Here is a 20,665-nt window from a genome sequence, read left to right as displayed (position 1 = left end):
AAAGATGATGCGCGTTTTGGTTGTTGAGGATAACGCATTGCTACGCCATCACCTGAAGGTTCAGCTTCAGGAGATGGGACATCAGGTGGACGATGCTGAAGACGCAAAAGAAGCCGATTATTATCTCAATGAACACTTACCTGATATCGCCATCGTTGATTTAGGATTACCTGATGAAGACGGTCTTTCGCTGATTCGCCGCTGGCGCAGCCATGACGTCTCGCTCCCGGTACTGGTGTTAACCGCCCGTGAAGGCTGGCAGGATAAGGTGGAAGTCCTCAGCGCGGGTGCGGATGATTACGTCACCAAGCCGTTTCATATTGAAGAGGTCGCCGCGCGCATGCAGGCATTGCTGCGCCGCAACAGCGGTCTTGCCTCACAGGTTATCTCCATCCCGCCTTTCCAGGTTGACCTCTCGCGCCGTGAATTCTCCATCAACGATGAGGTGATCAAGCTGACCGCCTTCGAATACACCATCATGGAAACCCTGATCCGTAATAACGGCAAAGTGGTGAGTAAAGACTCCCTGATGCTCCAGCTCTATCCGGATGCTGAACTGCGGGAGAGCCACACCATTGACGTGCTGATGGGGCGTTTACGTAAAAAAATCCAGGCGCAGTACCCGCAGGATGTGATCACGACCGTGCGTGGTCAGGGCTACCTGTTCGAACTGCGCTAAATGAAAGGGATTTTGCGCCATATCCTGCCCCTGTCTCTGCGGGTTCGCTTTTTACTGGCGACAGCCGCCGTCGTGCTGGTGCTGTCGCTTTCTTACGGCATGGTGGCGCTGGTCGGGTATAGCGTCAGCTTTGACAAAACCACCTTTCGCCTGCTGCGCGGTGAAAGCAACCTGTTTTACACCCTGGCGAAATGGGAAAATAACCATATCACCGTCGATTTGCCGGACAATCTGAACCAGCAAAGCCCGACGCTGGCGCTCATTTACGATGAAAAAGGGAAACTGCTCTGGGCACAACGTGACGTTCCGTGGCTGGTTAAGAGCATTCGTCCTGAATGGCTAAAGACCAACGGTTTCCATGAAATTGAGGCCGATCTTAATACCACCAGCTCGCTGCTGCGTGAGGATCGCTCCCTGCAGCAAAAGCTGAATGAAATCCGCGCCGATGATGCCGAAACGGAGATGACGCACTCCGTTGCGATCAACCTCTACCCGGCGACGATGGGTATGCCGCAGCTGACCATCGTGGTGGTCGATACCATTCCGGTAGAGCTTAAACGCTCTTATATGGTCTGGAGCTGGTTCGTTTACGTTCTGGCCGCCAATTTGCTGCTGGTGATCCCGCTGCTGTGGATCGCGGCATGGTGGAGCTTGCGCCCGATTGAATCTCTGGCAAAAGAGGTTCGCGAGCTGGAAGAACATCACCGGGAAAAACTCAATCCGGACACGACGCGTGAACTGACCAGCCTGGTACGTAACCTCAACCGCCTGCTAAAAAGCGAACGCGAGCGTTACGATAAATATCGCACCACCCTTACCGATCTCACCCATAGTCTTAAAACGCCGCTCGCCGTGATGCAAAGTACCCTGCGCTCAATGCGCAGCTCAAAACTTAGCGTCGACGATGCCGAGCCTGTAATGCTCGAGCAGATCAGCCGTATCTCGCAGCAAATTGGCTACTATCTGCACCGGGCCAGCATGCGTAGCGGCAGCGCGCTCATGAGCAGGGAACTGCATCCTGTCGCGCCTTTGCTGGATAACCTGACCTCCGCGCTCAACAAGGTATATCAGCGCAAAGGGGTCAACATCAGCCTTGATATCTCGCCTGAAATCAGCTTTGTAGGCGAGAAAAATGATTTCATGGAAGTGATGGGCAACCTGCTCGATAACGCCTGTAAATACTGCCTGGAATTCGTGGAGGTTTCCGCGCGGGTGACGGATAACGAGCTGCATATTATCGTCGAGGACGATGGACCCGGCATTCCACGCAATAAGCGTGAGGTTGTATTTGACCGCGGCCAGCGTGCCGATACGCTGCGCCCCGGTCAGGGCGTTGGCTTATCGGTGGCACTTGAAATTGTCGAGCAGTACGACGGCAAAATTGAGACGGAAGAAAGCCTGCTGGGCGGTGCCAGAATGGAGGTGATTTTTGGTCGACAGCAGCCCACATCGAACGAGAGTTAACCTGATATGTGAAAAATGCGCGGATCTCGCACCCAGGCTCCTGCGCTTCCGTTATAATCCGACTCAATAAGAGCCTGCGGAATAATATAATATGGAATATCACTTAGCACTTAACTGGCCCGAGTTTATTGAACGTTACTGGCAGAAACGCCCGGTGGTTCTTAAACGCGGGTTCAGCAATTTTGTCGACCCTATCTCACCTGACGAACTGGCCGGTCTGGCCATGGAAAACGAAGTGGACAGCCGCCTGGTAAGCCACCAGGACGGGAAATGGCAGGTCAGCCACGGTCCATTCGAAAGCTACGATCACCTGGGCGAAAACAACTGGTCGCTGCTGGTGCAGGCGGTCAATAACTGGCATGAACCCACTGCCGCCCTGATGCGTCCTTTCCGCGCCCTGCCGGACTGGCGCATGGACGATCTGATGATCTCCTTCTCCGTGCCGGGCGGAGGCGTTGGCCCCCATCTCGATCAGTACGACGTATTTATCATTCAGGGGACGGGCCGCCGTCGCTGGCGCGTCGGTGAGAAAGTGCCGATGAAGCAGCACTGCCCGCATCCCGATCTGCTTCAGGTCGATCCGTTTGAAGGCATTATCGACGAGGAGCTGGAGCCGGGTGATATTCTCTATATCCCGCCAGGATTCCCGCACGAAGGTTACTCCCTGGAAAATTCCCTGAACTATTCGGTCGGATTCCGCGCGCCGAGCGGGCGCGAGATGATCAGCGGCTTCGCAGACTACGTTCTGCAGCGCGAGCTGGGCAGCTACCGCTATAGCGATCCGGACGTGCCATCGCGCGAACATCCCGCCGACATTCTGCCGGAGGAGCTGGATAAGCTGCGCGGCATGATGCTGGACCTGATCAACGAGCCTGAGCACTTTAAACAGTGGTTTGGTGAGTTTGTCAGCCAGTCACGTCACGAGCTGGACGTTGCGCCGCCGGAGCCGCCATACCAGGCAGACGAGATTTACGATGCGCTGCAGCAGGGTGACAAACTGGTTCGCCTCGGCGGCCTGCGCGTACTGCGCATTGGCGAAGACGTTTTCGTTAACGGCGAGAAACTGGACTCACCGCACCGCCCTGCGCTCGACGCCATCGCCGGTCATATGGTATTGACTGCCGATATCTTTGGCGACGCGCTGGAAGACCCGTCTTTCCTTGCGATGCTGGCCGCGCTGGTGAACAGCGGGTATTGGTTCTTTGAGGACTGAGTCGCCTTAACGCCCGGTGGCGCTACGCTTACCGGGCCTACGATCCGTATGTAGGCCGGGTAAGGCGTAGCCGCCACCCGGCTTTTTACTTCCGCTCCCCCGCCGCAAAATCCTCGATCTCTCCGGCCCAATCCTCCGGATATAACCCTTCCCGTACGTCCCGATGAAACGTTGAATACGGCCAGTCGCTAACCTTACTGACGTAGCCATGCTTTAGCGGATTGATGTAGACATAATCCATATGGCGACGGTAGTCCTCTTCGTTACGGATGGTGTGTTCCCAGAATCGCGGCTGCCATATGTAGCGCATGTCGATGTTACGACTAAACGTTTTTTTGATATCCCGCCAGCGGGCCGAAAAATCACTGTCGCCGTCCGGTAAGGTCCAGATGCAGTGCATATGTTCGGGCAGGATAACCCAGGCATTAATGGTAAAAGGTTTTGAGCGTTTAACCATTGAGGTGGCAGCACGCAGGCTATCAATGTGACGGGTAAGCAAATCGCTTTGGCGGTTTTGCAGATTAACGGTGAAAAACCAGGTTCCACCCGGGACGTAATGGCGACGGTAGTTTGACATAGCGCTCCTTGCCTTTCTGCCCGGTGGCGCTTCGCTTACCGGGCCTACAATCCGAACGTAGGCCGGGTAAGGCGCAGCCGCCACCCGGCTTAAAGCGGCTACCGCTTCGCGGTCAACTCCGCTATCCGCACAATCACCTTCACCGCTTTTTCCATCCCTTCCAGGGTCACGAACTCATGCTTGCCGTGGTAGTTGTAACCGCCGGTAAACAGGTTTGGGCAAGGTAAGCCCATGAACGACAGCTGCGAACCGTCGGTACCGCCGCGAATCGGTTTCATCAGCGGTTCGATATCGCAGTCGCGCATCGCCTGCTGGGCGATGTCGAGGATATGCGGATGCGCCATCACCTTGTCGCGCATGTTGTAGTAGCTGTCTTCGATGATCAGCTCAATGTAGCAATCCGGGTGCAGCCCCTTGCCGACCTTCTTGGCAATCTCCATCATCTTGCGTTTGCGCGCTTCAAAGTTTTTGCGGTCAAAATCGCGGACGATGTAATGCATCTGCGCGCTGTCAACGGTGCCCTTAATGCTGGTCAGGTGATAGAAACCTTCATAGCCTTCCGTCTGCTCCGGGCTCTCTTCCGCCGGTACTTCGGCGTGAATGCGCGAAGCCAGCGAAAGGGCGTTGACCATCACGCCCTTTGCAGAACCGGGATGAACGTTATTGCCGACGATTTTGATCGTGACAGAGGCTGCGTTAAAGTTTTCAAACTCCAGCTCCCCCACGCCGCCGCCGTCGACGGTGTAGGCCCACTGCGCGTTAAAGGCCTCAACGTCAAAGTGCTTCGCACCTTTGCCCACCTCTTCATCCGGCGTGAAGGCGACGCGAATATCACCGTGCGGAATGTTTTTGCCTTTGAGCACCGCCAGCGCCGTCATGATCTCCGCGACGCCCGCCTTGTCATCCGCCCCCAGCAGCGTTTTACCGTCGGTGGTGATCAGCGTCTGCCCCAGCAGCTGGTGCAGCACCGGGAACATCACCGGCGACAGCACTTCATCGCCAATCCCCAGCGCAATGTCGCCGCCGCGGTAGTTTTCCACAATCTGCGGATTCACATGTTTTCCGCTAAAATCCGGAGAGGTGTCAACATGGGAGATGAAGCCAATCGCCGGGATATCCCCGCTAACGTTGGCTGGCAGCGTTCCCATCACAGTGCCTTTATCGCTTAACGTGACGTTGACCAGCCCCATGGCCTCAAGCTGCTCTTTGAGCAGATTTAATAACTTCCACTGGCCTTCAGTGCTTGGCACCTGTCGGACACCCGGCTTAGATTGGGTATCCAGCGAAACGTACTGTAAAAAACGCTCAAGTAATTTATCCATGCAGTCACCCTCACTTTTTGTGACAACATTATCAATAAGCATCAAAACGCAAATATTGCGTCAGGTCACTTTTATCCCGCAAACGAGAACTTTTTTCGTTTATGTCATCGTGTGTTTATAAATGTAGCTTATGAATCAGTGACAAGGATTGGCGATTGAAAGGTATTGCCGTAGAATGTCCGCCCTCATTACGAGTCACCAAGGTGGTTACACACAAACCCCGCTTCAGTCTGCTGCCTGAGGCGTCTATATGGGACAGCGCGAAAATTGAATACACAACCCCGTTCACGTTCACCGCTGGTGCAACTGGAACGAATTCGTAAAAGTTTTGATGGTAAAGACGTTATTTCCGACCTCAGTCTGACCATCAATGACGGTGAGTTCCTCACGCTGCTTGGCCCTTCTGGCTGCGGCAAGACAACCGTACTGCGCCTTATCGCCGGGCTTGAGAGCGTCGATAACGGCCACATCCACCTTGAACATCAGGACATAACTCAGGTTCCTGCCGAAGATCGTCACGTTAATACCGTTTTCCAGAGCTATGCCCTCTTCCCGCACATGACCGTGTTTGAGAACGTGGCGTTTGGGCTGCGGATGCAAAAAACGCCTGCGGCCGAAATTCCGCCGCGCGTCACGGAAGCCCTGCGCATGGTGCAACTGGAAGAGTTTGCCCAGCGCAAGCCGCACCAGCTTTCCGGCGGCCAGCAGCAGCGCGTCGCCATTGCGCGCGCCGTCGTGAACAAGCCGCGGTTACTTTTGCTGGACGAATCCCTCTCCGCGCTGGACTACAAGCTGCGCAAGCAGATGCAGAACGAGCTTAAGGCGCTGCAGCGTAAGCTCGGCATTACCTTTGTCTTTGTGACCCACGATCAGGAAGAGGCGCTGACCATGTCCGATCGGATCGTGGTGATGCGCGACGGTAAAATCGAGCAGGACGGCACCCCGCGTGAAATCTATGAAGAGCCGAAGAACCTGTTTGTCGCCAGCTTCATCGGCGAGATCAATATCTTCAACGCCACGGTCATCGAGCGTTTGGACGAACAGCGCGTGCTCGCTAACGTTGAGGGCCGGGAATGCCCTATTACCGTTAACTTCCCGGTTGAAAAGGGACAGCGGCTTAACGTCCTGCTGCGCCCGGAAGATCTGCGCGTCGATGAAATCCACGGCAGCGCCGAGGCTGAAGGGCTTATCGGCTATATCCGCGAACGTAACTATAAAGGCATGACGCTGGAATCGGTGGTTGAGCTGGAAAACGGCAAAATGGTAATGGTCAGCGAGTTCTTCAATGAAGACGACCCGGACTTTGACCACTCCCTCGACCAGAAAATGGTTATCAACTGGGTAGAAAGCTGGGAGGTTGTGCTGGCTGATGAAGAACACAAGTAAATTCCAGAATGTGGTGATCGCCACGATCGTCGGTTGGCTTGTGCTGTTCGTCTTTCTCCCCAACCTGATGATCGTTGCCACCAGCTTCCTGACCCGCGACGACGCAAGCTTCGTTTCGCTGGTCTTTACGCTGGACAACTATGCGCGCCTGCTCGATCCGCTCTATTTCGACGTGCTGATGCACTCGCTCAATATGGCGCTGATCGCCACCGTCGCCTGCCTGGTGCTGGGGTATCCCTTCGCATGGTTTCTGGCGCGTCTCCCGCAAAAGGTGCGTCCGCTGCTGCTGTTTTTGCTGATTGTTCCCTTCTGGACGAACTCGTTAATCCGCATCTACGGGCTGAAAATTTTCCTCAGCACCAAAGGGTATCTGAACGAGTTTCTGCTCTGGCTCGGCGTGATTGATACGCCGATTCGCATCATGTTCACCCCGAGCGCGGTAATTATTGGTCTGGTCTATATCCTGCTGCCGTTTATGGTGATGCCGCTCTACTCCAGCATCGAGAAGCTCGATAAACCGCTCCTCGAAGCAGCAAAAGATCTGGGTGCCAGCAAGCTGCAGACCTTTATCCGCATCATCATTCCGCTGACCATGCCCGGTATTATCGCCGGCTGTCTGCTGGTGATGCTGCCAGCGATGGGGCTGTTCTACGTAGCGGACCTGATGGGCGGCGCGAAAAACCTGCTGATCGGTAACGTGATCAAAAGCCAGTTCCTCAACATCCGCGACTGGCCGTTTGGCTCGGCCACCAGCATTACGCTCACGGTGGTGATGGGGCTCATGCTGCTGGTCTACTGGCGCGCTTCTCGCCTGCTCAACAAGAAGGTGGAACTCGAATGATCGGTCGACTGCTTCGCGGCGGTTTTATGACCGCCATTTACGCCTATCTCTATATCCCGATCGTTATCTTGATCGTGAACTCGTTTAACAGCTCGCGCTTTGGGATCGGCTGGCAAGGGTTTACCACCAACTGGTACAGCCTGCTGATGAACAACGATAGCCTGCTGCAGGCCGCCCAGCACTCGCTGACGATGGCGATCTTCTCCGCCACCTTCGCCACGCTGATTGGCTCACTCACCGCCGTCGCGCTGTACCGCTATCGGTTTCGCGGTAAGCCATTCGTCAGCGGCATGCTGTTTGTGGTGATGATGTCGCCGGATATCGTCATGGCAATTTCGCTGCTGGTGCTGTTTATGCTGCTGGGCGTCCAGCTTGGCTTCTGGTCTCTGCTGTTTTCCCATATCACCTTTTGCCTGCCGTTTGTGGTGGTGACCGTCTTCGCGCGTCTGAAAGGGTTTGACGTGCGCATGCTCGAGGCGGCAAAAGATCTGGGTGCCAGCGAAATGACCATCCTGCGTAAAATCATCCTGCCGCTGGCGATGCCTGCCGTCGCCGCCGGATGGCTGCTCAGCTTTACGCTGTCGATGGATGACGTGGTGGTCTCTTCCTTCGTGACCGGCCCAAGCTATGAAATTCTGCCGTTGAAAATCTATTCGATGGTAAAAGTCGGCGTGTCGCCCGAGGTGAACGCGCTGGCGACCATTCTGCTGGTGTTTTCGCTGGTTCTGGTGATCGCCAGCCAGGTTATTGCTCGTGATAAAACAAAATCTCAGGGGACAATGAAATGAAAAAAATGCTCGCCGCTGCGGCACTGGTGCTCGGCATGGGTGCCGCGCACGCTGATGACGGTAAAACGCTCTACTTCTACAACTGGACCGAGTACGTGCCGCCGGGCCTGCTGGAACAGTTCACCAAAGAGACGGGCATCAAGGTTATCTATTCCACCTACGAGTCGAATGAAACCATGTACGCCAAGCTTAAAACCTACAAAGACGGCGCGTACGATCTGGTGGTCCCCTCAACTTATTTCGTCGACAAGATGCGTAAAGAGGGCATGATCCAGAAGATCGATAAAACGAAGCTCACCAACTTCGGCAACCTCGACCCGGAAATGCTCAACAAGCCGTTCGATCCGAACAACGACTACTCCATCCCGTATATCTGGGGGGCGACGGCGATTGGCGTCAACAGCGATGCGCTTGATCCCAAAACGGTGACCAGCTGGGCCGATTTGTGGAAACCAGAATACAAAAGCAGCCTGCTGATGACCGACGACGCGCGCGAAGTGTTCCAGGTCGCGCTGCGCAAGCTGGGCTATTCCGGCAACACCACCGACCCGAAAGAGATAGAAGAGGCCTACAGCGAGCTGAAAAAGCTGATGCCCAACGTGGCGGCGTTCAATTCCGATAACCCGGCAAACCCTTACATGGAAGGTGAAGTGAATCTGGGGATGGTGTGGAACGGTTCGGCGTACGTTGCGCGTCAGGCCGGTACGCCGCTTGAGGTGGTATGGCCGAAAGAAGGCGGTATCTTCTGGATGGACAGCCTCGCAATCCCGGCCAATGCGAAGAACGTTGAGGGCGCGATGAAGCTGATTAACTTCCTGCTGCGCCCTGACGTGGCCAAGCAGGTAGCAGAAACCATCGGCTACCCCACGCCAAACCTGGCGGCGCGTAAGCTGCTGAGCCCGGAAGTCGCGAACGATAAATCGCTCTATCCCGATGCCGAAACCATCAGCAAAGGCGAATGGCAGAACGACGTCGGCGACGCGAGCCGCCTCTATGAAGAGTATTATCAGAAGCTAAAAGCGGGCCGCTAAGCCCCCGCGTCCTCACGCCGCTTTGCCGTGAGGACGCGTCAACTCACCGCATTCTCTCCTGCCCAGATCGTTGCCATTCGCATCGCTTCGACAACATCCTCCTCGGACAGGCGCAGAGCCTGACCCATTCTGAGCGCCTCATCCCAGTTCTGCTGTTCATAGTAGCGGCACAGCGTAACGATATCGGCTAACACTCCCTCCTGGTGACACAGCGCATTACTCACGCTCTGCGGCACCGCAATTTGCTTCATAAGCTCAACCATCGGCAAATCCAGGAGAGTATCAAGCAGCGAGAACAAACCGCAGATAAAAGCATTTTCAGCCAGCAGCGGCTTATCCATCTTCTGCGCAATCAGCTCGCAGAATTTACCCCGCATCATGCTCAAGGGATATAGCTCGTTCACGGTGTCATTGCCCGCGCAGGCCAGAACCACCACCGCCACAAATCTGCGGATCTGATTCTCACCGAGATACATAAGCACTTCGCTCAGGGTTAGCTTACTGAAGTTGATGCTGCCGCCATATTTAAACGCGGTATGCTTCATATAGCGCATGATTTTATAGGACAAGGTGAGATCGGTTTTTATCAACGACTCGATGATCCTAAAATCGGGTTTATTGCGCCCCACCTCCATCTGCAGGCGGAAAATCGCAAGCTGGTTCTGCGACAGCCGTTTATATTTTATTACCTCGGGCCGACAAAAGAAGTAACCCTGAAAAAGAGTAAAACCTGCATCGCGGTATATTTTAAATTCCTCTTTAGTCTCAACTTTTTCAGCGAGATACTGAACGTGAGCGGTCTGAGCATTACGCGATTGCAGATAACCTTGAATTTGCGCCAGGGTATTATTTTGTACATCGAATTTCAGTATCGAAATATAGGGTAAAAAAACATCCCACTCCGGTGCAAGGGTAAAATCATCCAGCGCGAAGCGATATCCGCGAGCGCTCATCTCTTTAACCGCCTGCAGAAGCTCGGCGCCGGGAACCGCATCCTCAAGGATCTCAATCACGACGCTGTCTTTGTCCAGCGCTTCACCGCTCCCGTCGATTACCATTCGTGAAGGAAAGTTGATAAACGAGGTGTGTGTTCCCGCGATACGCTGAGACGGAACGCATAAAAACTGGTCCGATATCATCCGGGAGGTGGCGTATTCTGCCGACACATCGGGAAAGCGGTTCGTCATTCCATCTCTGAAAAGCAGCTCATATGCAACCGTATTCATGTCCGTGTTAAAAATGGGCTGTCGCGCGATAAATGCATACATTCCCCATCCTCCTTATCGATTCTTTATGGCGTAGCATCCTCTTTTTTCTGAGTGATAACGAGCATTATTGAAATCTATTTTGAATTTATCCACAAAACAAAAAGTATCCACACTAATTAACCGGATTCCGGTCAGGGAAATTTAATTTAAATAAACGATTTGCGTGTGGAAATAAAAAAGCACTCCGCTAAGAGTGCTTTTTTAATGGAAAGCCGCTATAGCCCTTTCAACAGCTTATCAACGAATTCGGGTACCACCGTACTTGCCAGACCATAGTGCTTTTCTTCGAACTCGCTGCCCACCTGGCTGGGCTCAAGGTTAAGCTCCACGGTGTGCGCACCCTGCAGTTTGGCCTCGTGGACAAATCCCGCCGCCGGATAGACGTGTCCTGACGTGCCGATGGCGATAAACACGTCCGCCATTGCCAGCGCGCTGTAGATCTCATCCATGCCCAGCGGCATTTCGCCGAACCACACCACGTGCGGGCGTAAACGCGCAGGAAACTGGCAGCAGTGGCATTTGTCTTCCGGCAGTACGTCCTCTTTCCAGTCCAGCACCTGACCGCTCCAGGCGCAGCGCACCTTGAGCAGTTCACCGTGCATGTGGATGATGTTCTTGTTGCCGGCCCGCTCGTGCAGGTTGTCGATATTCTGCGTGACCAGCAGGAAACGATCGCCCAGCGCCTCTTCCAGCTTTGCCAGCGCCAGATGCGCCGCGTTCGGCGCAATCTCAGGCTGCTGAAGCTGGCGACGGCGGGCATTATAGAATTCCTGCACCAGGTCCGGGTCACGGGCGAAACCTTCCGGCGTCGCCACATCCTCAACGCGGTGCTCTTCCCATAGCCCGTCCGCCGCGCGGAAGGTTCGAATTCCTGACTCGGCGGAGATCCCCGCCCCGGTCAACACCACGACTCTGGGTTTATCCATCGCTTCTGGCATCATTCTGTCTCTGAAAAAGATCCGCTGGCGCAAACGCTCACGCAGGCGGCGTTTATTTTTGCGAAAACGGCTGAGTCGACCCTGGCGACGCGACAGCATAGTAACCTCGTAAGACTAATCGGTAAGATGAAGGAATGCGGCTCCGCGCATGCCTCCCGCGTCCCCGTGCCGCGCGCGTTCGATACGCGGCACGCGGGCGACCGGCAGTAAATGTCGGGGCAATCGCCCGGACAACCGTTCCGTAATCGCGGTAAAGTTTGACAGCCCGCCGCCAAGCACCAGCAGATCCGGATCGACGATGGTCAGGATAGTGCCCAGACACACCGCCAGCAGATCCAGATAGCGCTCAACGTGCTCGCGCGCCTGTTCATCCCCTTGTTCCCACAGGGTGATGATCTGGGGGGCCTCAAGTTTCTGATGATAGAAGTGTTCGTAAAGCCATGCAAACCCGCGTCCTGAGAGATAATTCTCGATGCAGCCGTGTTGGCCGCAGCCGCAGCGGGTAAGCGGGAAATCACGTCCAACGACCTCCAGCGCATCCACCGGCAGGCGGATATGCCCGAATTCCCCGGTGATATAGCTGCGACCGGTTATCGGTTTACCGTTAATGACAATCCCTCCGCCGACTCCCGTGCCGAGGATCAGCCCCATGACCAGCGGGTACTGGCGAAACTCATCGTCCCAGGCCTCGGAGAGAGCGAAACAGTTGGCATCGTTATCTAAACGCACGTCGCGTTCAAGGAGGGCAGAGAGATCGGCGCGCAGCGGTTTGCCGCTGGCGGCAGGCACGTTGGCAGCGTACAGCGTGCCGTCATCGGTTTCGGGCATACCCGGGATCCCAATGCCGACGCTGCCTTTGACACCAAAGCGTTCATCCGCCTGCGCCACCAGCGCGGCGATAGTGGTTAAAAACGCGTCGTAGCTTTCGCGCGGCGTGGGAACGCGGGTTTCCCACTGCAGTTTGAGATCGTTATCAAACGCGCCGAGCGCAATTTTGGTGCCGCCAATATCAAATCCGTAATACATAACGCATTCCTCTTTCTGACATAGCGGCCCCGGGACCGCTACGCCATGACGTAATTACTGGCCACTTAGTACCCTCGCCGGATCAATTCGGCTTGCGCGACGCGCCGGATACCAGCTTGCCAGCAGACTCAGTAAAAGTGCTGTAACCAGCACGTAAAAGACGTCCAGCCAGTGCAGTTCAGACGGCAGGAAGTCAATAAAATAGATATCGCCCGACAGGAACTGATGGCCGATAAGCTTTTCAATCCCGTTGATAATTGGCGTCAGCTGGAGTGAAACCACCACGCCGATCGCCACGCCGCAGAGGCTGCCGAACAGCCCCGCCAGCAGACCGTACCAGACGAAAATGGCGCGAATAAGACCGTCTTTCGCCCCGAGGGTACGCAGCACGGCGATATCGCCGCTCTTGTCCTTGACCGCCATCACCAGCGTTGAAACGATATTAAAGCACGCGACACCAATCACCAGCACCATCGCCAGGTACATAATGGCGCGGATCATCTGGATATCACGGTACATATACCCGTAAGTGCCGATCCAGCTTTTGATGTAGACATAGTTATTGGTCACGCCGCCCGCATCGCGCACCAGCTTATTGGCGTTAAAGACGTCGTTCACCTTAATGGCAATACCCGTCACGCTATCGCCCATGTCGAGGTACTGTCGCGCATCTTCCATCGGCACCATCGCAAAGCTGTGGTCAAGCTGGCCGCTCAGCTGCAGGATGCCGGTGACGTGCAGGCGCACGCGCTTAGGCTGCTGCAGCTTGTGGTCGGCGCTGGCGTTCGGGATCATGATCGACACCCAGTCGCCCTGCTTCACCTTAAGGGCATCGGCAACGCCTTTACCCATGATGATCTGCTGCTCGCCGGCCTTAAAGTTGGCCCATGCGCCGTTCTGCACATAGTTTGGCAGCGCGCTAAGACGCGCCTCCTGAGCGGGATTGACCCCTTTCACCTGAATGGCACGCAGGTTAACGCCGCTCTCCACCAGCCCGGTAAAGTTGATGTAGGGTGCAGCGGCTACAATGCCCGGCACTTTTTCCATTTTGGACAGGGCATCGCTCCAGTTGGCCCACGGCTGGTTAACCGGTTCGATTTCACCGTGCGGCACTACCGCAAGAATGCGGTTGTTCAGCTCACGCTCAAAGCCGTTCATGGCGCTAAGGCCCACGATCAGCACCGCCACGCCCAGCGCGATACCCACGGTGGAGATCACGGAGATAAGCGAGACCATGCCGCCGCGACGTCGACCGCGGCTAAAGCGTAACCCGATGAGTAACGATAACGGTGAAGCCATTACTCTGCCCCCATCAGGGTCAGTTCCGCGTTCAAATGACCGTCGCGCATCTCAAGCTGGCGACCCATCCGTTTTGCCAGCTGCAGATCGTGGGTCACCACCAGAAACGCGGTGCCCTGCGAGGCGTTCAGTTCACCTAAAAGCTGGAAAATACTGTCCGCATTGCGCGCGTCCAGGTTACCGGTAGGTTCATCCGCCAGCACCAGACGCGGATTATTCACCAGCGCACGGGCAATCGCCACACGCTGGCGCTCGCCGCCGGAAAGCTCTGAGGGACGGTGGTTCCCACGGTGGCCCAGCCCAACCGCCTTCAGCATGTCGGTCGCGCGGGCGTTAATTTCAGCCGGTTTCTTTTTGCCGATCAGCAGCGGCATCGCCACGTTTTCCAGCGCCGTGAAGTCCGGCAGCAGATGGTGGAACTGGTAGATAAAGCCCAGCTCGCGGTTACGCAGTTCGGCTTTTGCCGCAGAGGACATCTTGCTCATCGGCTGACCGGAGAAAATCACGTCACCTTCGGTCGGCGTATCAAGGCCGCCCAGCAGGTGCAGCAGCGTGCTTTTACCGGAGCCCGAGCTGCCGACAATCGCCATCATCTCGCCTTCACCCACGCTAAAGCTCACATTGTGCAGCACGTCGGTCTGCACATTGCCTTCCTGATAGCGTTTGGACAGGTTGTCGCATTGCAACAGGATCTTATTCATAACGTAAAGCCTCTGCGGGTTGAGTGGCGGCGGCGCGCCAGGAAGGATAAAGCGTAGACAGCAGCGCAATGGCCATCGCGGCCAGCGCAATCCCGACCACCTGCAGCGGCTCAATGGCGACCGGCAGCGCCGCGCCGTCAAGCAGTGCACCGATAATCGGCATTAAGTTGTTGAGCTGGCTGGCAAGCAGCGCCCCCAGCACGGCGCCGAGCAGCGCCCCGATGATCCCGGCGCTGGCGCCCTGAACCATAAACACCGCCATAATCTGGCGCGGCGTCAGCCCCTGGGTTTGCAGAATGGCGACTTCGCCCTGCTTTTCCATCACCATCAGGCCAAGGGAGGTAATGATGTTAAACGCGGCAACCGCCACGATCAGGCTCAGCAGCAGCCCCATCATGTTCTTTTCCATGCGCACGGCCTGGAAAAGCTCGCCTTTGCGGTCGCGCCAGTCCTGCCATTTAGTGCCGTCCGGCAGTTTTTGCTGGCTGAGGGTATCGACCTTCAGCGGCGCGTCGAGCCACAGTCGCCAGCCGGTGATGTTCCCCGCCGGGTAGCGCATCAGGCGCGAGGCGTCCTGAATGTTGACCAGCATCTGGTAGCCATCGACTTCGCTGTTGGCGGCAAAGGTGCCAATCACGTTAAACAGACGCTGGCTCGGCAGACGGCCCATCGGCGTAAACTGGCTGGCAGACGGCACCATTACACGCAGCTGGTCGCCACGGTTGACGCCAAGCTGCCCGGCAAGCTGCTCGCCGAGGATCACGTTGTATTTGCCAGGCTCGAGGTCCGTCTGTTTGACGTTCACCAGGTACGGCGTCAGCGGGTCATTTTGCGCCGGGTCAATCCCCAGCATCACGCCGACCGCCACGCTCCGCGCGCTTTGCAGCACCACGTCACCCGTGGTTAACGGCGCAACGCGCGTGACGCCCTGCAACTTCGCCGCGCTTTCCGGCAGCTGTTGCGGGTTAACGGAACCGTTGTTCGATGAGAGAACGGCCTGCGGCATCAGCCCCAGGATGTTGTTTTGCAGCTCGCGTTCGAAGCCGTTCATGACGGAAAGCACCGTCACCAGTGCCATCACGCCAAGCGTAATGCCAATAGTCGAAAGCCAGGAGACAAAGCGACCGAAGCGGTCCGCGGCGCGCCCACGCATGTAACGTAAGCCTATGAAAAGTGCGACAGGTTGGTACATGAAATCCGTCTGGTTGCTGATAGCAGACCCACGAGTATATAAGCGAATCCGCTAAGCGTAAATGACTGAAACCGTAAGCTTTGGTAATCATTTTTCCGAAAAAATCAGATAAATCAGGATACTACTCGTCAATCGCCACTCAATCAGCCTCCACCTTTTCCGAAAAGCGTCCTGATACAGACTGTTACCCGTTACATCGGGGCTGGGTTTTACAACAATTGCTCCTTCGTTTATGGCAAAACAGGTCTTCGTAACCGATGAAACAAAAAGCATTATGGATTAACCAGATAAAAGGGCTGTGCATCTGCCTGGTGGTGATTTACCACTCGGTGATCACCTTTTATCCTCATCTGGACGGGCTGCAGCACCCGCTGTCCGGGCTGCTCGCCAAATGCTGGGTCTATTTTAATCTCTATCTCGCCCCGTTCCGCATGCCGGTATTCTTCTTTATCTCTGGCTATCTTATCCGTCGTTACATTGACGAGGTGGACTGGCGCACCAGCCTCGACAAACGGATCTGGAGCATCGTCTGGGTGCTGGCGCTGTGGGGCATCTTACAGTGGCAGGCCCTGAGCCACCTGAACGCCTGGCTTGCGCCGGAGCGTGAACTGGCAACCTCGTCGAATGCCGCCTATGCCGATTCAATAACCGGCTTTCTCCGCGGCATGCTTACCGCCAGCACCAGCCTGTGGTATCTCTACGCGCTGGTGGTCTATTTCACGCTGTGTAAACTGCTGAGCCGCTGGAAGCTGCCGATGCTGGGTATTCTGGCGTTAGCCAGCGTTGCGATTAACTTCCTTCCGCTGCCGTGGTGGGGCATGAACAGCGTGGTGCGCAATATGATCTACTACAGCATGGGCGCCTGGTACGGGGCACAGCTGATGACGTGGATGAAGGGGCTGGTCATGCGCCGCGTCTGGCTGCCGACGCTCGCGTTTGGCGCGGTGTCCGTGGTGCTGTGGTTTGCGAATGTTCCTCTCCTGCTCTCCCTGCTGTCGATAGTGCTGATCATGAAGCTCTTCTACAGCCTCGAGCAGCGTTATGCCGTGCATCCCAGCAACCTGCTCAACGTGGTGGGGTCAAATACCATTGCGATTTATACCACCCACCGCATCTTAATCGAGGCGTTTAGCCTGATCCTGATCGGTGAAATGAACGCCGCGTACTGGCCGGTGTGGGCCGAGCTAACGCTGATTCTGGTCTATCCATTTGTCAGCCTGCTTGTCTGCACGCTGGTGGGCCTGGGCGCGCGTAAGCTCTCTACCGCGCTGTTTGGCGATCTCTTTTTCTCGCCGCCAACGCGCCTCTCCGCGGCTCCGGCTACCCGCTAATACCCTCCCTGCCCCCTTTCGGGGGCAAAATCTCTTCCCGTGCGGTTACGATTTGCTAATGCAAAACGATCGCGGATAATAAAGGCATTGCGTATCAGAGATATGCCCCAATACTGTGGATATATCCATAAGAGAATCTGACATAGCCATGCCTGAACACTATCGTTATTCCTTGCCTGTGAAAGCGGGCGATCAGCGCCAGCTGGGCGAACTCACGGGCGCAGCCTGCGCCACGCTGGTGGCAGAAATTGCCGAGCGCCATCCGGGCCCGGTCGTACTGGTTGCGCCGGACATGCAAAATGCCCTGCGCCTGCACGATGAAATTCGCCAGTTCACCGATAGCCTGGTGTTCAGCCTGGCCGACTGGGAAACGCTGCCGTACGACAGTTTCTCCCCGCATCAGGAGATTATCTCCTCGCGCCTGTCGACGCTGTATCAGCTTCCAACCATGCAGCGCGGCGTGCTGATTGTGCCGGTCAACACGCTGATGCAGCGCGTGTGTCCGCACAGCTATCTGCACGGCCATGCCCTGGTGATGAAAAAAGGCCAGCGTTTGTCCCGTGACGCCCTGCGCGCGCAGCTGGACAGCGCTGGCTATCGTCACGTCGATCAGGTTATGGAGCACGGCGAATACGCCACGCGCGGCGCGCTTCTCGATCTCTATCCGATGGGCAGCGACCAGCCGTATCGCCTGGATTTCTTCGATGATGAAATCGACAGCCTGCGGGTGTTTGACGCCGACACCCAGCGCACGCTGGAGGAAGTTGACTCCATCAATTTACTGCCCGCGCATGAATTCCCGACGGACAAAACCGCCATTGAGCTGTTCCGCAGCCAGTGGCGCGATAAATTCGACGTCAAGCGCGATGCTGAACATATCTATCAGCAGGTCAGCAAAGGCACGCTTCCTGCCGGGATCGAATACTGGCAGCCGCTGTTCTTTAACGAGCCGCTGCCCGCCCTGTTTAGCTACTTCCCGGCCAATACGCTGATTGTGAATACGGGGGATATCGACGCCAGCGCCAGCCGCTTTGAAAGCGAAACACGCGCCCGCTTTGAGAACCGGGGCGTTGACCCGATGCGCCCGCTGCTGCCGCCGGAAACGCTGTGGCTGCGCACCGACGAGCTGAACGCGGAGCTGAAGCGCTGGCCGCGCATGCAGCTCAAAACCGACTCGCTGGCCGATAAAGCCGCCAATACCAACCTGGCCTTCCAGACGCTGCCCGACCTGGCCGTACAGGCGCAGCAAAAATCCCCGCTGGATAATTTGCGCAAGTTCCTGGAGTCCTTTACCGGACCGGTTGTGTTCTCCGTCGAGAGCGAAGGCCGCCGTGAAGCGTTGGGTGAACTGCTGGGGCGCATCAAAATCGCGCCGAAGCGTATTCTGCGCCTGAGCGAGGCCAGCGGTAACGGCCGCTATCTGATGATCGGTGCCGCCGAGCACGGGTTTATCGATACGATCAATAACATCGCCCTGATCTGCGAGAGCGACCTGCTGGGCGAGCGCGTCGCGCGCCGTCGTCAGGACAGCCGCCGCACCATTAACCCGGACACGCTGATCCGCAACCTGGCCGAACTGCACCCGGGCCAGCCGATCGTACACCTTGAGCACGGCGTCGGGCGCTATCAGGGGATGACCACTCTGGAAGCGGGCGGCATCAAAGGCGAATACCTGATGCTCACCTACGCCAACGACGCAAAACTCTACGTGCCGGTGTCGTCCCTGCACCTGATCAGCCGGTATGCGGGCGGTGCAGAAGATAATGCCCCGCTGCACAAGCTGGGCGGCGACGCCTGGGCGCGCGCGCGTAAGAAGGCGGCGGAAAAAGTGCGTGACGTGGCGGCGGAGCTGCTGGACATCTACGCCCAGCGCGCGGCGAAAGAGGGCTTCGCCTTTAAGCACGACAAAGAACAGTATCAGCTGTTCTGCGACAGCTTCCCGTTTGAAACCACGCCGGATCAGGCTCAGGCCATCAATGCCGTCCTGAGCGACATGTGCCAGCCGCTGGCGATGGACCGATTAGTGTGCGGTGACGTGGGCTTCGGTAAAACCGAAGTGGCGATGCGCGCCGCCTTCCTGGCCGTGGAGAATAACAAGCAGGTGGCGGTGCTGGTCCCGACCACCCTGCTTGCCCAGCAGCACTTCGACAACTTCCGCGACCGCTTCGCCAACTGGCCGGTGCGCATCGAGATGCTCTCGCGTTTCCGCAGCGCCAAAGAGCAGACGCAGATTCTGGAGCAGGCCGCTGACGGCAAAATCGACATTCTGATCGGCACCCACAAGCTGCTGCAAAGCGACGTGAAGTGGAAGGATCTGGGGCTGCTGATCGTCGACGAAGAGCACCGCTTCGGCGTGCGCCATAAAGAGCGTATCAAAGCCATGCGCGCCGACGTCGATATCCTGACCCTGACCGCTACGCCAATTCCGCGTACGCTGAACATGGCGATGAGCGGCATGCGCGATCTGTCGATTATCGCCACGCCGCCTGCCCGCCGTCTGGCGGTAAAAACCTTCGTCCGCGAGTATGACAATCTGGTGGTGCGCGAGGCGATCCTGCGCGAAGTGCTGCGCGGTGGCCAGGTGTATTACCTCTACAACGACGTAGAAAATATCCAGAAAGCAGCAGACAGGCTGGCGGAGCTGGTGCCGGAAGCGCGGATCGCCATCGGTCACGGACAGATGCGCGAGCGCGAGCTGGAGCGGGTGATGAACGACTTCCACCACCAGCGCTTTAACGTGCTGGTGTGTACCACCATCATCGAAACCGGTATCGACATTCCGACCGCGAACACCATCATTATCGAACGCGCGGATCATTTTGGTCTGGCGCAGCTTCATCAGCTTCGCGGCCGCGTCGGACGTTCGCACCATCAGGCCTACGCCTGGCTGCTGACCCCGCATCCGAAAGCGATGACCACCGACGCACAAAAGCGTCTGGAAGCGATCGCCTCGCTGGAAGATCTCGGTGCGGGCTTTGCGCTGGCGACCCACGATCTCGAGATCCGCGGCGCCGGAGAGCTGCTGGGCGAAGACCAGAGCGGCTCGATGGAAACCATCGGCTTCTCGCTGTACATGGAGCTGCTGGAAAACGCCGTCGATGCCCTGAAAGCGGGGCGCGAGCCGTCGCTGGAAGATCTCACCAGCCAGCAGACGGAGGTGGAATTGCGCATGCCTTCCCTGCTGCCGGATGATTTCATTCCTGACGTGAATACTCGCCTGTCGTTCTACAAGCGTATCGCCAGTGCAAAAAAGGAAAATGAGCTGGAAGAGATCAAGGTGGAGCTGATCGACCGCTTCGGGCTGCTGCCGGATGCGGCGAGAAATCTGCTGGATATCGCCCGGCTGCGGCAACAGGCGCAGAAGCTGGGTATTCGCAAGCTTGAGGGGAACGAAAAAGGCGGCACGATCGAGTTTGCAGAGAAAAACCACGTCGACCCGATGTGGCTGATTGGCCTGCTGCAAAAACAACCTCAGCATTTCCGCCTGGACGGCCCAACGCGCCTGAAGTTCACTCAGGAGCTGGCGGAGCGCAAGACCCGTATGGACTGGGTGCGGAACTTTATGCGCCAGCTTGAAGAAAACGCGATCGCGTAATCCTCCTTCACCCC

General features: G+C 56.6%; 17 protein-coding genes. 9 read left to right on the top strand and 8 right to left on the bottom strand.

Going from position 1 to position 20,665, the window contains the following annotated elements; genetic code table 11:
- The first annotated feature begins 7 nt into the window (after positions 1-7).
- From phoP to E0L20_RS13110, 3 genes are all read left to right on the top strand, one after another.
- Positions 8-679, top strand: coding sequence for a two-component system response regulator PhoP (phoP, locus tag E0L20_RS13120; RefSeq protein WP_131634512.1), 672 nt, complete (start codon positions 8-10; stop codon positions 677-679).
- The gene (phoQ, locus tag E0L20_RS13115; RefSeq protein WP_131634325.1) at positions 680-2,143 is read left to right on the top strand and encodes a two-component system sensor histidine kinase PhoQ; all 1,464 of its coding nucleotides are present in this window, start codon (positions 680-682) and stop codon (positions 2,141-2,143) included. It begins immediately after the preceding gene.
- 91 nt (positions 2,144-2,234) lie between these two features.
- Entirely contained in the window at positions 2,235-3,356 is a 1,122-nt protein-coding gene (locus E0L20_RS13110; protein ID WP_131634324.1) for a ribosomal protein uL16 3-hydroxylase, read from the top strand.
- An 85-nt stretch (positions 3,357-3,441) separates the two neighbouring features.
- Here E0L20_RS13110 and E0L20_RS13105 read toward each other — a convergent pair whose 3' ends face one another.
- Positions 3,442-3,933, bottom strand: a complete 492-nt coding sequence (locus E0L20_RS13105) for an REP-associated tyrosine transposase (protein WP_131634323.1) — start codon at positions 3,931-3,933, stop codon at positions 3,442-3,444.
- Between the two features lie 98 nt (positions 3,934-4,031).
- Positions 4,032-5,255 (bottom strand): peptidase T, encoded by a 1,224-nt coding sequence (gene pepT / locus E0L20_RS13100; protein WP_131634322.1) that lies wholly within the window; start codon positions 5,253-5,255, stop codon positions 4,032-4,034.
- A 237-nt stretch (positions 5,256-5,492) separates the two neighbouring features.
- Here pepT and potA point away from each other — a divergent pair, with 237 nt between their 5' ends.
- Genes potA through potD form a run of 4 tightly spaced genes read left to right on the top strand, consistent with a single transcriptional unit; the run spans position 5,493 to position 9,301 of the window.
- The gene (gene potA, locus E0L20_RS13095) at positions 5,493-6,641 is read left to right on the top strand and encodes a spermidine/putrescine ABC transporter ATP-binding protein PotA (RefSeq protein WP_207389452.1); all 1,149 of its coding nucleotides are present in this window, start codon (positions 5,493-5,495) and stop codon (positions 6,639-6,641) included.
- Positions 6,625-7,482, top strand: coding sequence for a spermidine/putrescine ABC transporter permease PotB (gene potB / locus E0L20_RS13090; RefSeq protein WP_131634320.1), 858 nt, complete (start codon positions 6,625-6,627; stop codon positions 7,480-7,482). Before potA ends, potB begins: the two co-directional genes overlap by 17 nt.
- Positions 7,479-8,270 carry a spermidine/putrescine ABC transporter permease PotC gene (gene potC / locus E0L20_RS13085; protein WP_131634319.1) on the top strand — a complete coding sequence of 264 codons (792 nt, stop codon included), beginning with the start codon at positions 7,479-7,481 and terminating at the stop codon, positions 8,268-8,270. The genes potB and potC overlap by 4 nt, the downstream gene beginning before the upstream one ends.
- Entirely contained in the window at positions 8,267-9,301 is a 1,035-nt protein-coding gene (gene potD / locus E0L20_RS13080) for a spermidine/putrescine ABC transporter substrate-binding protein PotD (RefSeq protein WP_131634318.1), read from the top strand. The genes potC and potD overlap by 4 nt, the downstream gene beginning before the upstream one ends.
- A 38-nt stretch (positions 9,302-9,339) precedes the next feature.
- Here potD and E0L20_RS13075 read toward each other — a convergent pair whose 3' ends face one another.
- The 6 genes from E0L20_RS13075 to lolC form a co-directional block, all read right to left on the bottom strand.
- Entirely contained in the window at positions 9,340-10,569 is a 1,230-nt protein-coding gene (locus E0L20_RS13075) for an EAL and HDOD domain-containing protein (RefSeq protein ID WP_131634317.1), read from the bottom strand.
- A gap of 215 nt (positions 10,570-10,784) precedes the next feature.
- Entirely contained in the window at positions 10,785-11,606 is an 822-nt protein-coding gene (gene cobB / locus E0L20_RS13070) for a Sir2 family NAD+-dependent deacetylase (protein WP_131634316.1), read from the bottom strand.
- A 15-nt stretch (positions 11,607-11,621) separates the two neighbouring features.
- Complete coding sequence (gene nagK, locus E0L20_RS13065; RefSeq protein WP_131634315.1) at positions 11,622-12,533, bottom strand: N-acetylglucosamine kinase; 912 nt, start codon at positions 12,531-12,533, stop codon at positions 11,622-11,624.
- Positions 12,534-12,587: 54 nt separating this feature from the next.
- Positions 12,588-13,832, bottom strand: coding sequence for a lipoprotein-releasing ABC transporter permease subunit LolE (lolE, locus tag E0L20_RS13060; RefSeq protein ID WP_131634314.1), 1,245 nt, complete (start codon positions 13,830-13,832; stop codon positions 12,588-12,590).
- Entirely contained in the window at positions 13,832-14,533 is a 702-nt protein-coding gene (gene lolD, locus E0L20_RS13055; RefSeq protein WP_131634313.1) for a lipoprotein-releasing ABC transporter ATP-binding protein LolD, read from the bottom strand. Before lolD ends, lolE begins: the two co-directional genes overlap by 1 nt.
- Entirely contained in the window at positions 14,526-15,725 is a 1,200-nt protein-coding gene (gene lolC / locus E0L20_RS13050) for a lipoprotein-releasing ABC transporter permease subunit LolC (RefSeq protein ID WP_131634312.1), read from the bottom strand. Before lolC ends, lolD begins: the two co-directional genes overlap by 8 nt.
- 257 nt (positions 15,726-15,982) lie before the next feature.
- On the opposite strand from lolC, the gene E0L20_RS13045 reads away from it, so the two are divergent.
- Together E0L20_RS13045 and mfd are read left to right on the top strand one after the other, a co-directional pair.
- A complete protein-coding gene (locus tag E0L20_RS13045) occupies positions 15,983-17,056 on the top strand; it encodes an acyltransferase family protein (protein WP_131634311.1) in 1,074 nt (357 codons plus the stop codon).
- 148 nt (positions 17,057-17,204) lie between these two features.
- On the top strand, positions 17,205-20,651 hold the full coding sequence (gene mfd, locus E0L20_RS13040) for a transcription-repair coupling factor (RefSeq protein WP_131634310.1): 3,447 nt from the start codon (positions 17,205-17,207) through the stop codon (positions 20,649-20,651).
- Positions 20,652-20,665: the final 14 nt, after the last annotated feature.

The organism is Enterobacter wuhouensis (assembly GCF_004331265.1).
Taxonomy (GTDB): Bacteria; Pseudomonadota; Gammaproteobacteria; order Enterobacterales; family Enterobacteriaceae; genus Enterobacter; species Enterobacter wuhouensis.
The sequence above is the reverse complement of the archived record's forward strand: the minus strand, read 5'-3'. Positions and strand labels throughout refer to the sequence as shown.

Bases quoted from the DNA above. Each gene is read 5' to 3' on its own strand.
- nagK (WP_131634315.1), bottom strand. From the start codon at position 12,533: ATGTATTACGGATTTGATATTGGCGGCACCAAAATTGCGCTCGGCGCG.
- E0L20_RS13045 (WP_131634311.1), top strand. From the start codon at position 15,983: ATGAAACAAAAAGCATTATGGATTAACCAGATAAAAGGGCTGTGCATC.
- potB (WP_131634320.1), top strand. From the start codon at position 6,625: ATGAAGAACACAAGTAAATTCCAGAATGTGGTGATCGCCACGATCGTC.
- lolC (WP_131634312.1), bottom strand. From the start codon at position 15,725: ATGTACCAACCTGTCGCACTTTTCATAGGCTTACGTTACATGCGTGGG.
- potC (WP_131634319.1), top strand. From the start codon at position 7,479: ATGATCGGTCGACTGCTTCGCGGCGGTTTTATGACCGCCATTTACGCC.
- E0L20_RS13105 (WP_131634323.1), bottom strand. From the start codon at position 3,933: ATGTCAAACTACCGTCGCCATTACGTCCCGGGTGGAACCTGGTTTTTC.
- lolE (WP_131634314.1), bottom strand. From the start codon at position 13,832: ATGGCTTCACCGTTATCGTTACTCATCGGGTTACGCTTTAGCCGCGGT.
- pepT (WP_131634322.1), bottom strand. From the start codon at position 5,255: ATGGATAAATTACTTGAGCGTTTTTTACAGTACGTTTCGCTGGATACC.
- phoQ (WP_131634325.1), top strand. From the start codon at position 680: ATGAAAGGGATTTTGCGCCATATCCTGCCCCTGTCTCTGCGGGTTCGC.
- mfd (WP_131634310.1), top strand. From the start codon at position 17,205: ATGCCTGAACACTATCGTTATTCCTTGCCTGTGAAAGCGGGCGATCAG.
- phoP (WP_131634512.1), top strand. From the start codon at position 8: ATGCGCGTTTTGGTTGTTGAGGATAACGCATTGCTACGCCATCACCTG.
- E0L20_RS13075 (WP_131634317.1), bottom strand. From the start codon at position 10,569: ATGTATGCATTTATCGCGCGACAGCCCATTTTTAACACGGACATGAAT.
- cobB (WP_131634316.1), bottom strand. From the start codon at position 11,606: ATGCTGTCGCGTCGCCAGGGTCGACTCAGCCGTTTTCGCAAAAATAAA.
- lolD (WP_131634313.1), bottom strand. From the start codon at position 14,533: ATGAATAAGATCCTGTTGCAATGCGACAACCTGTCCAAACGCTATCAG.
- potD (WP_131634318.1), top strand. From the start codon at position 8,267: ATGAAAAAAATGCTCGCCGCTGCGGCACTGGTGCTCGGCATGGGTGCC.
- E0L20_RS13110 (WP_131634324.1), top strand. From the start codon at position 2,235: ATGGAATATCACTTAGCACTTAACTGGCCCGAGTTTATTGAACGTTAC.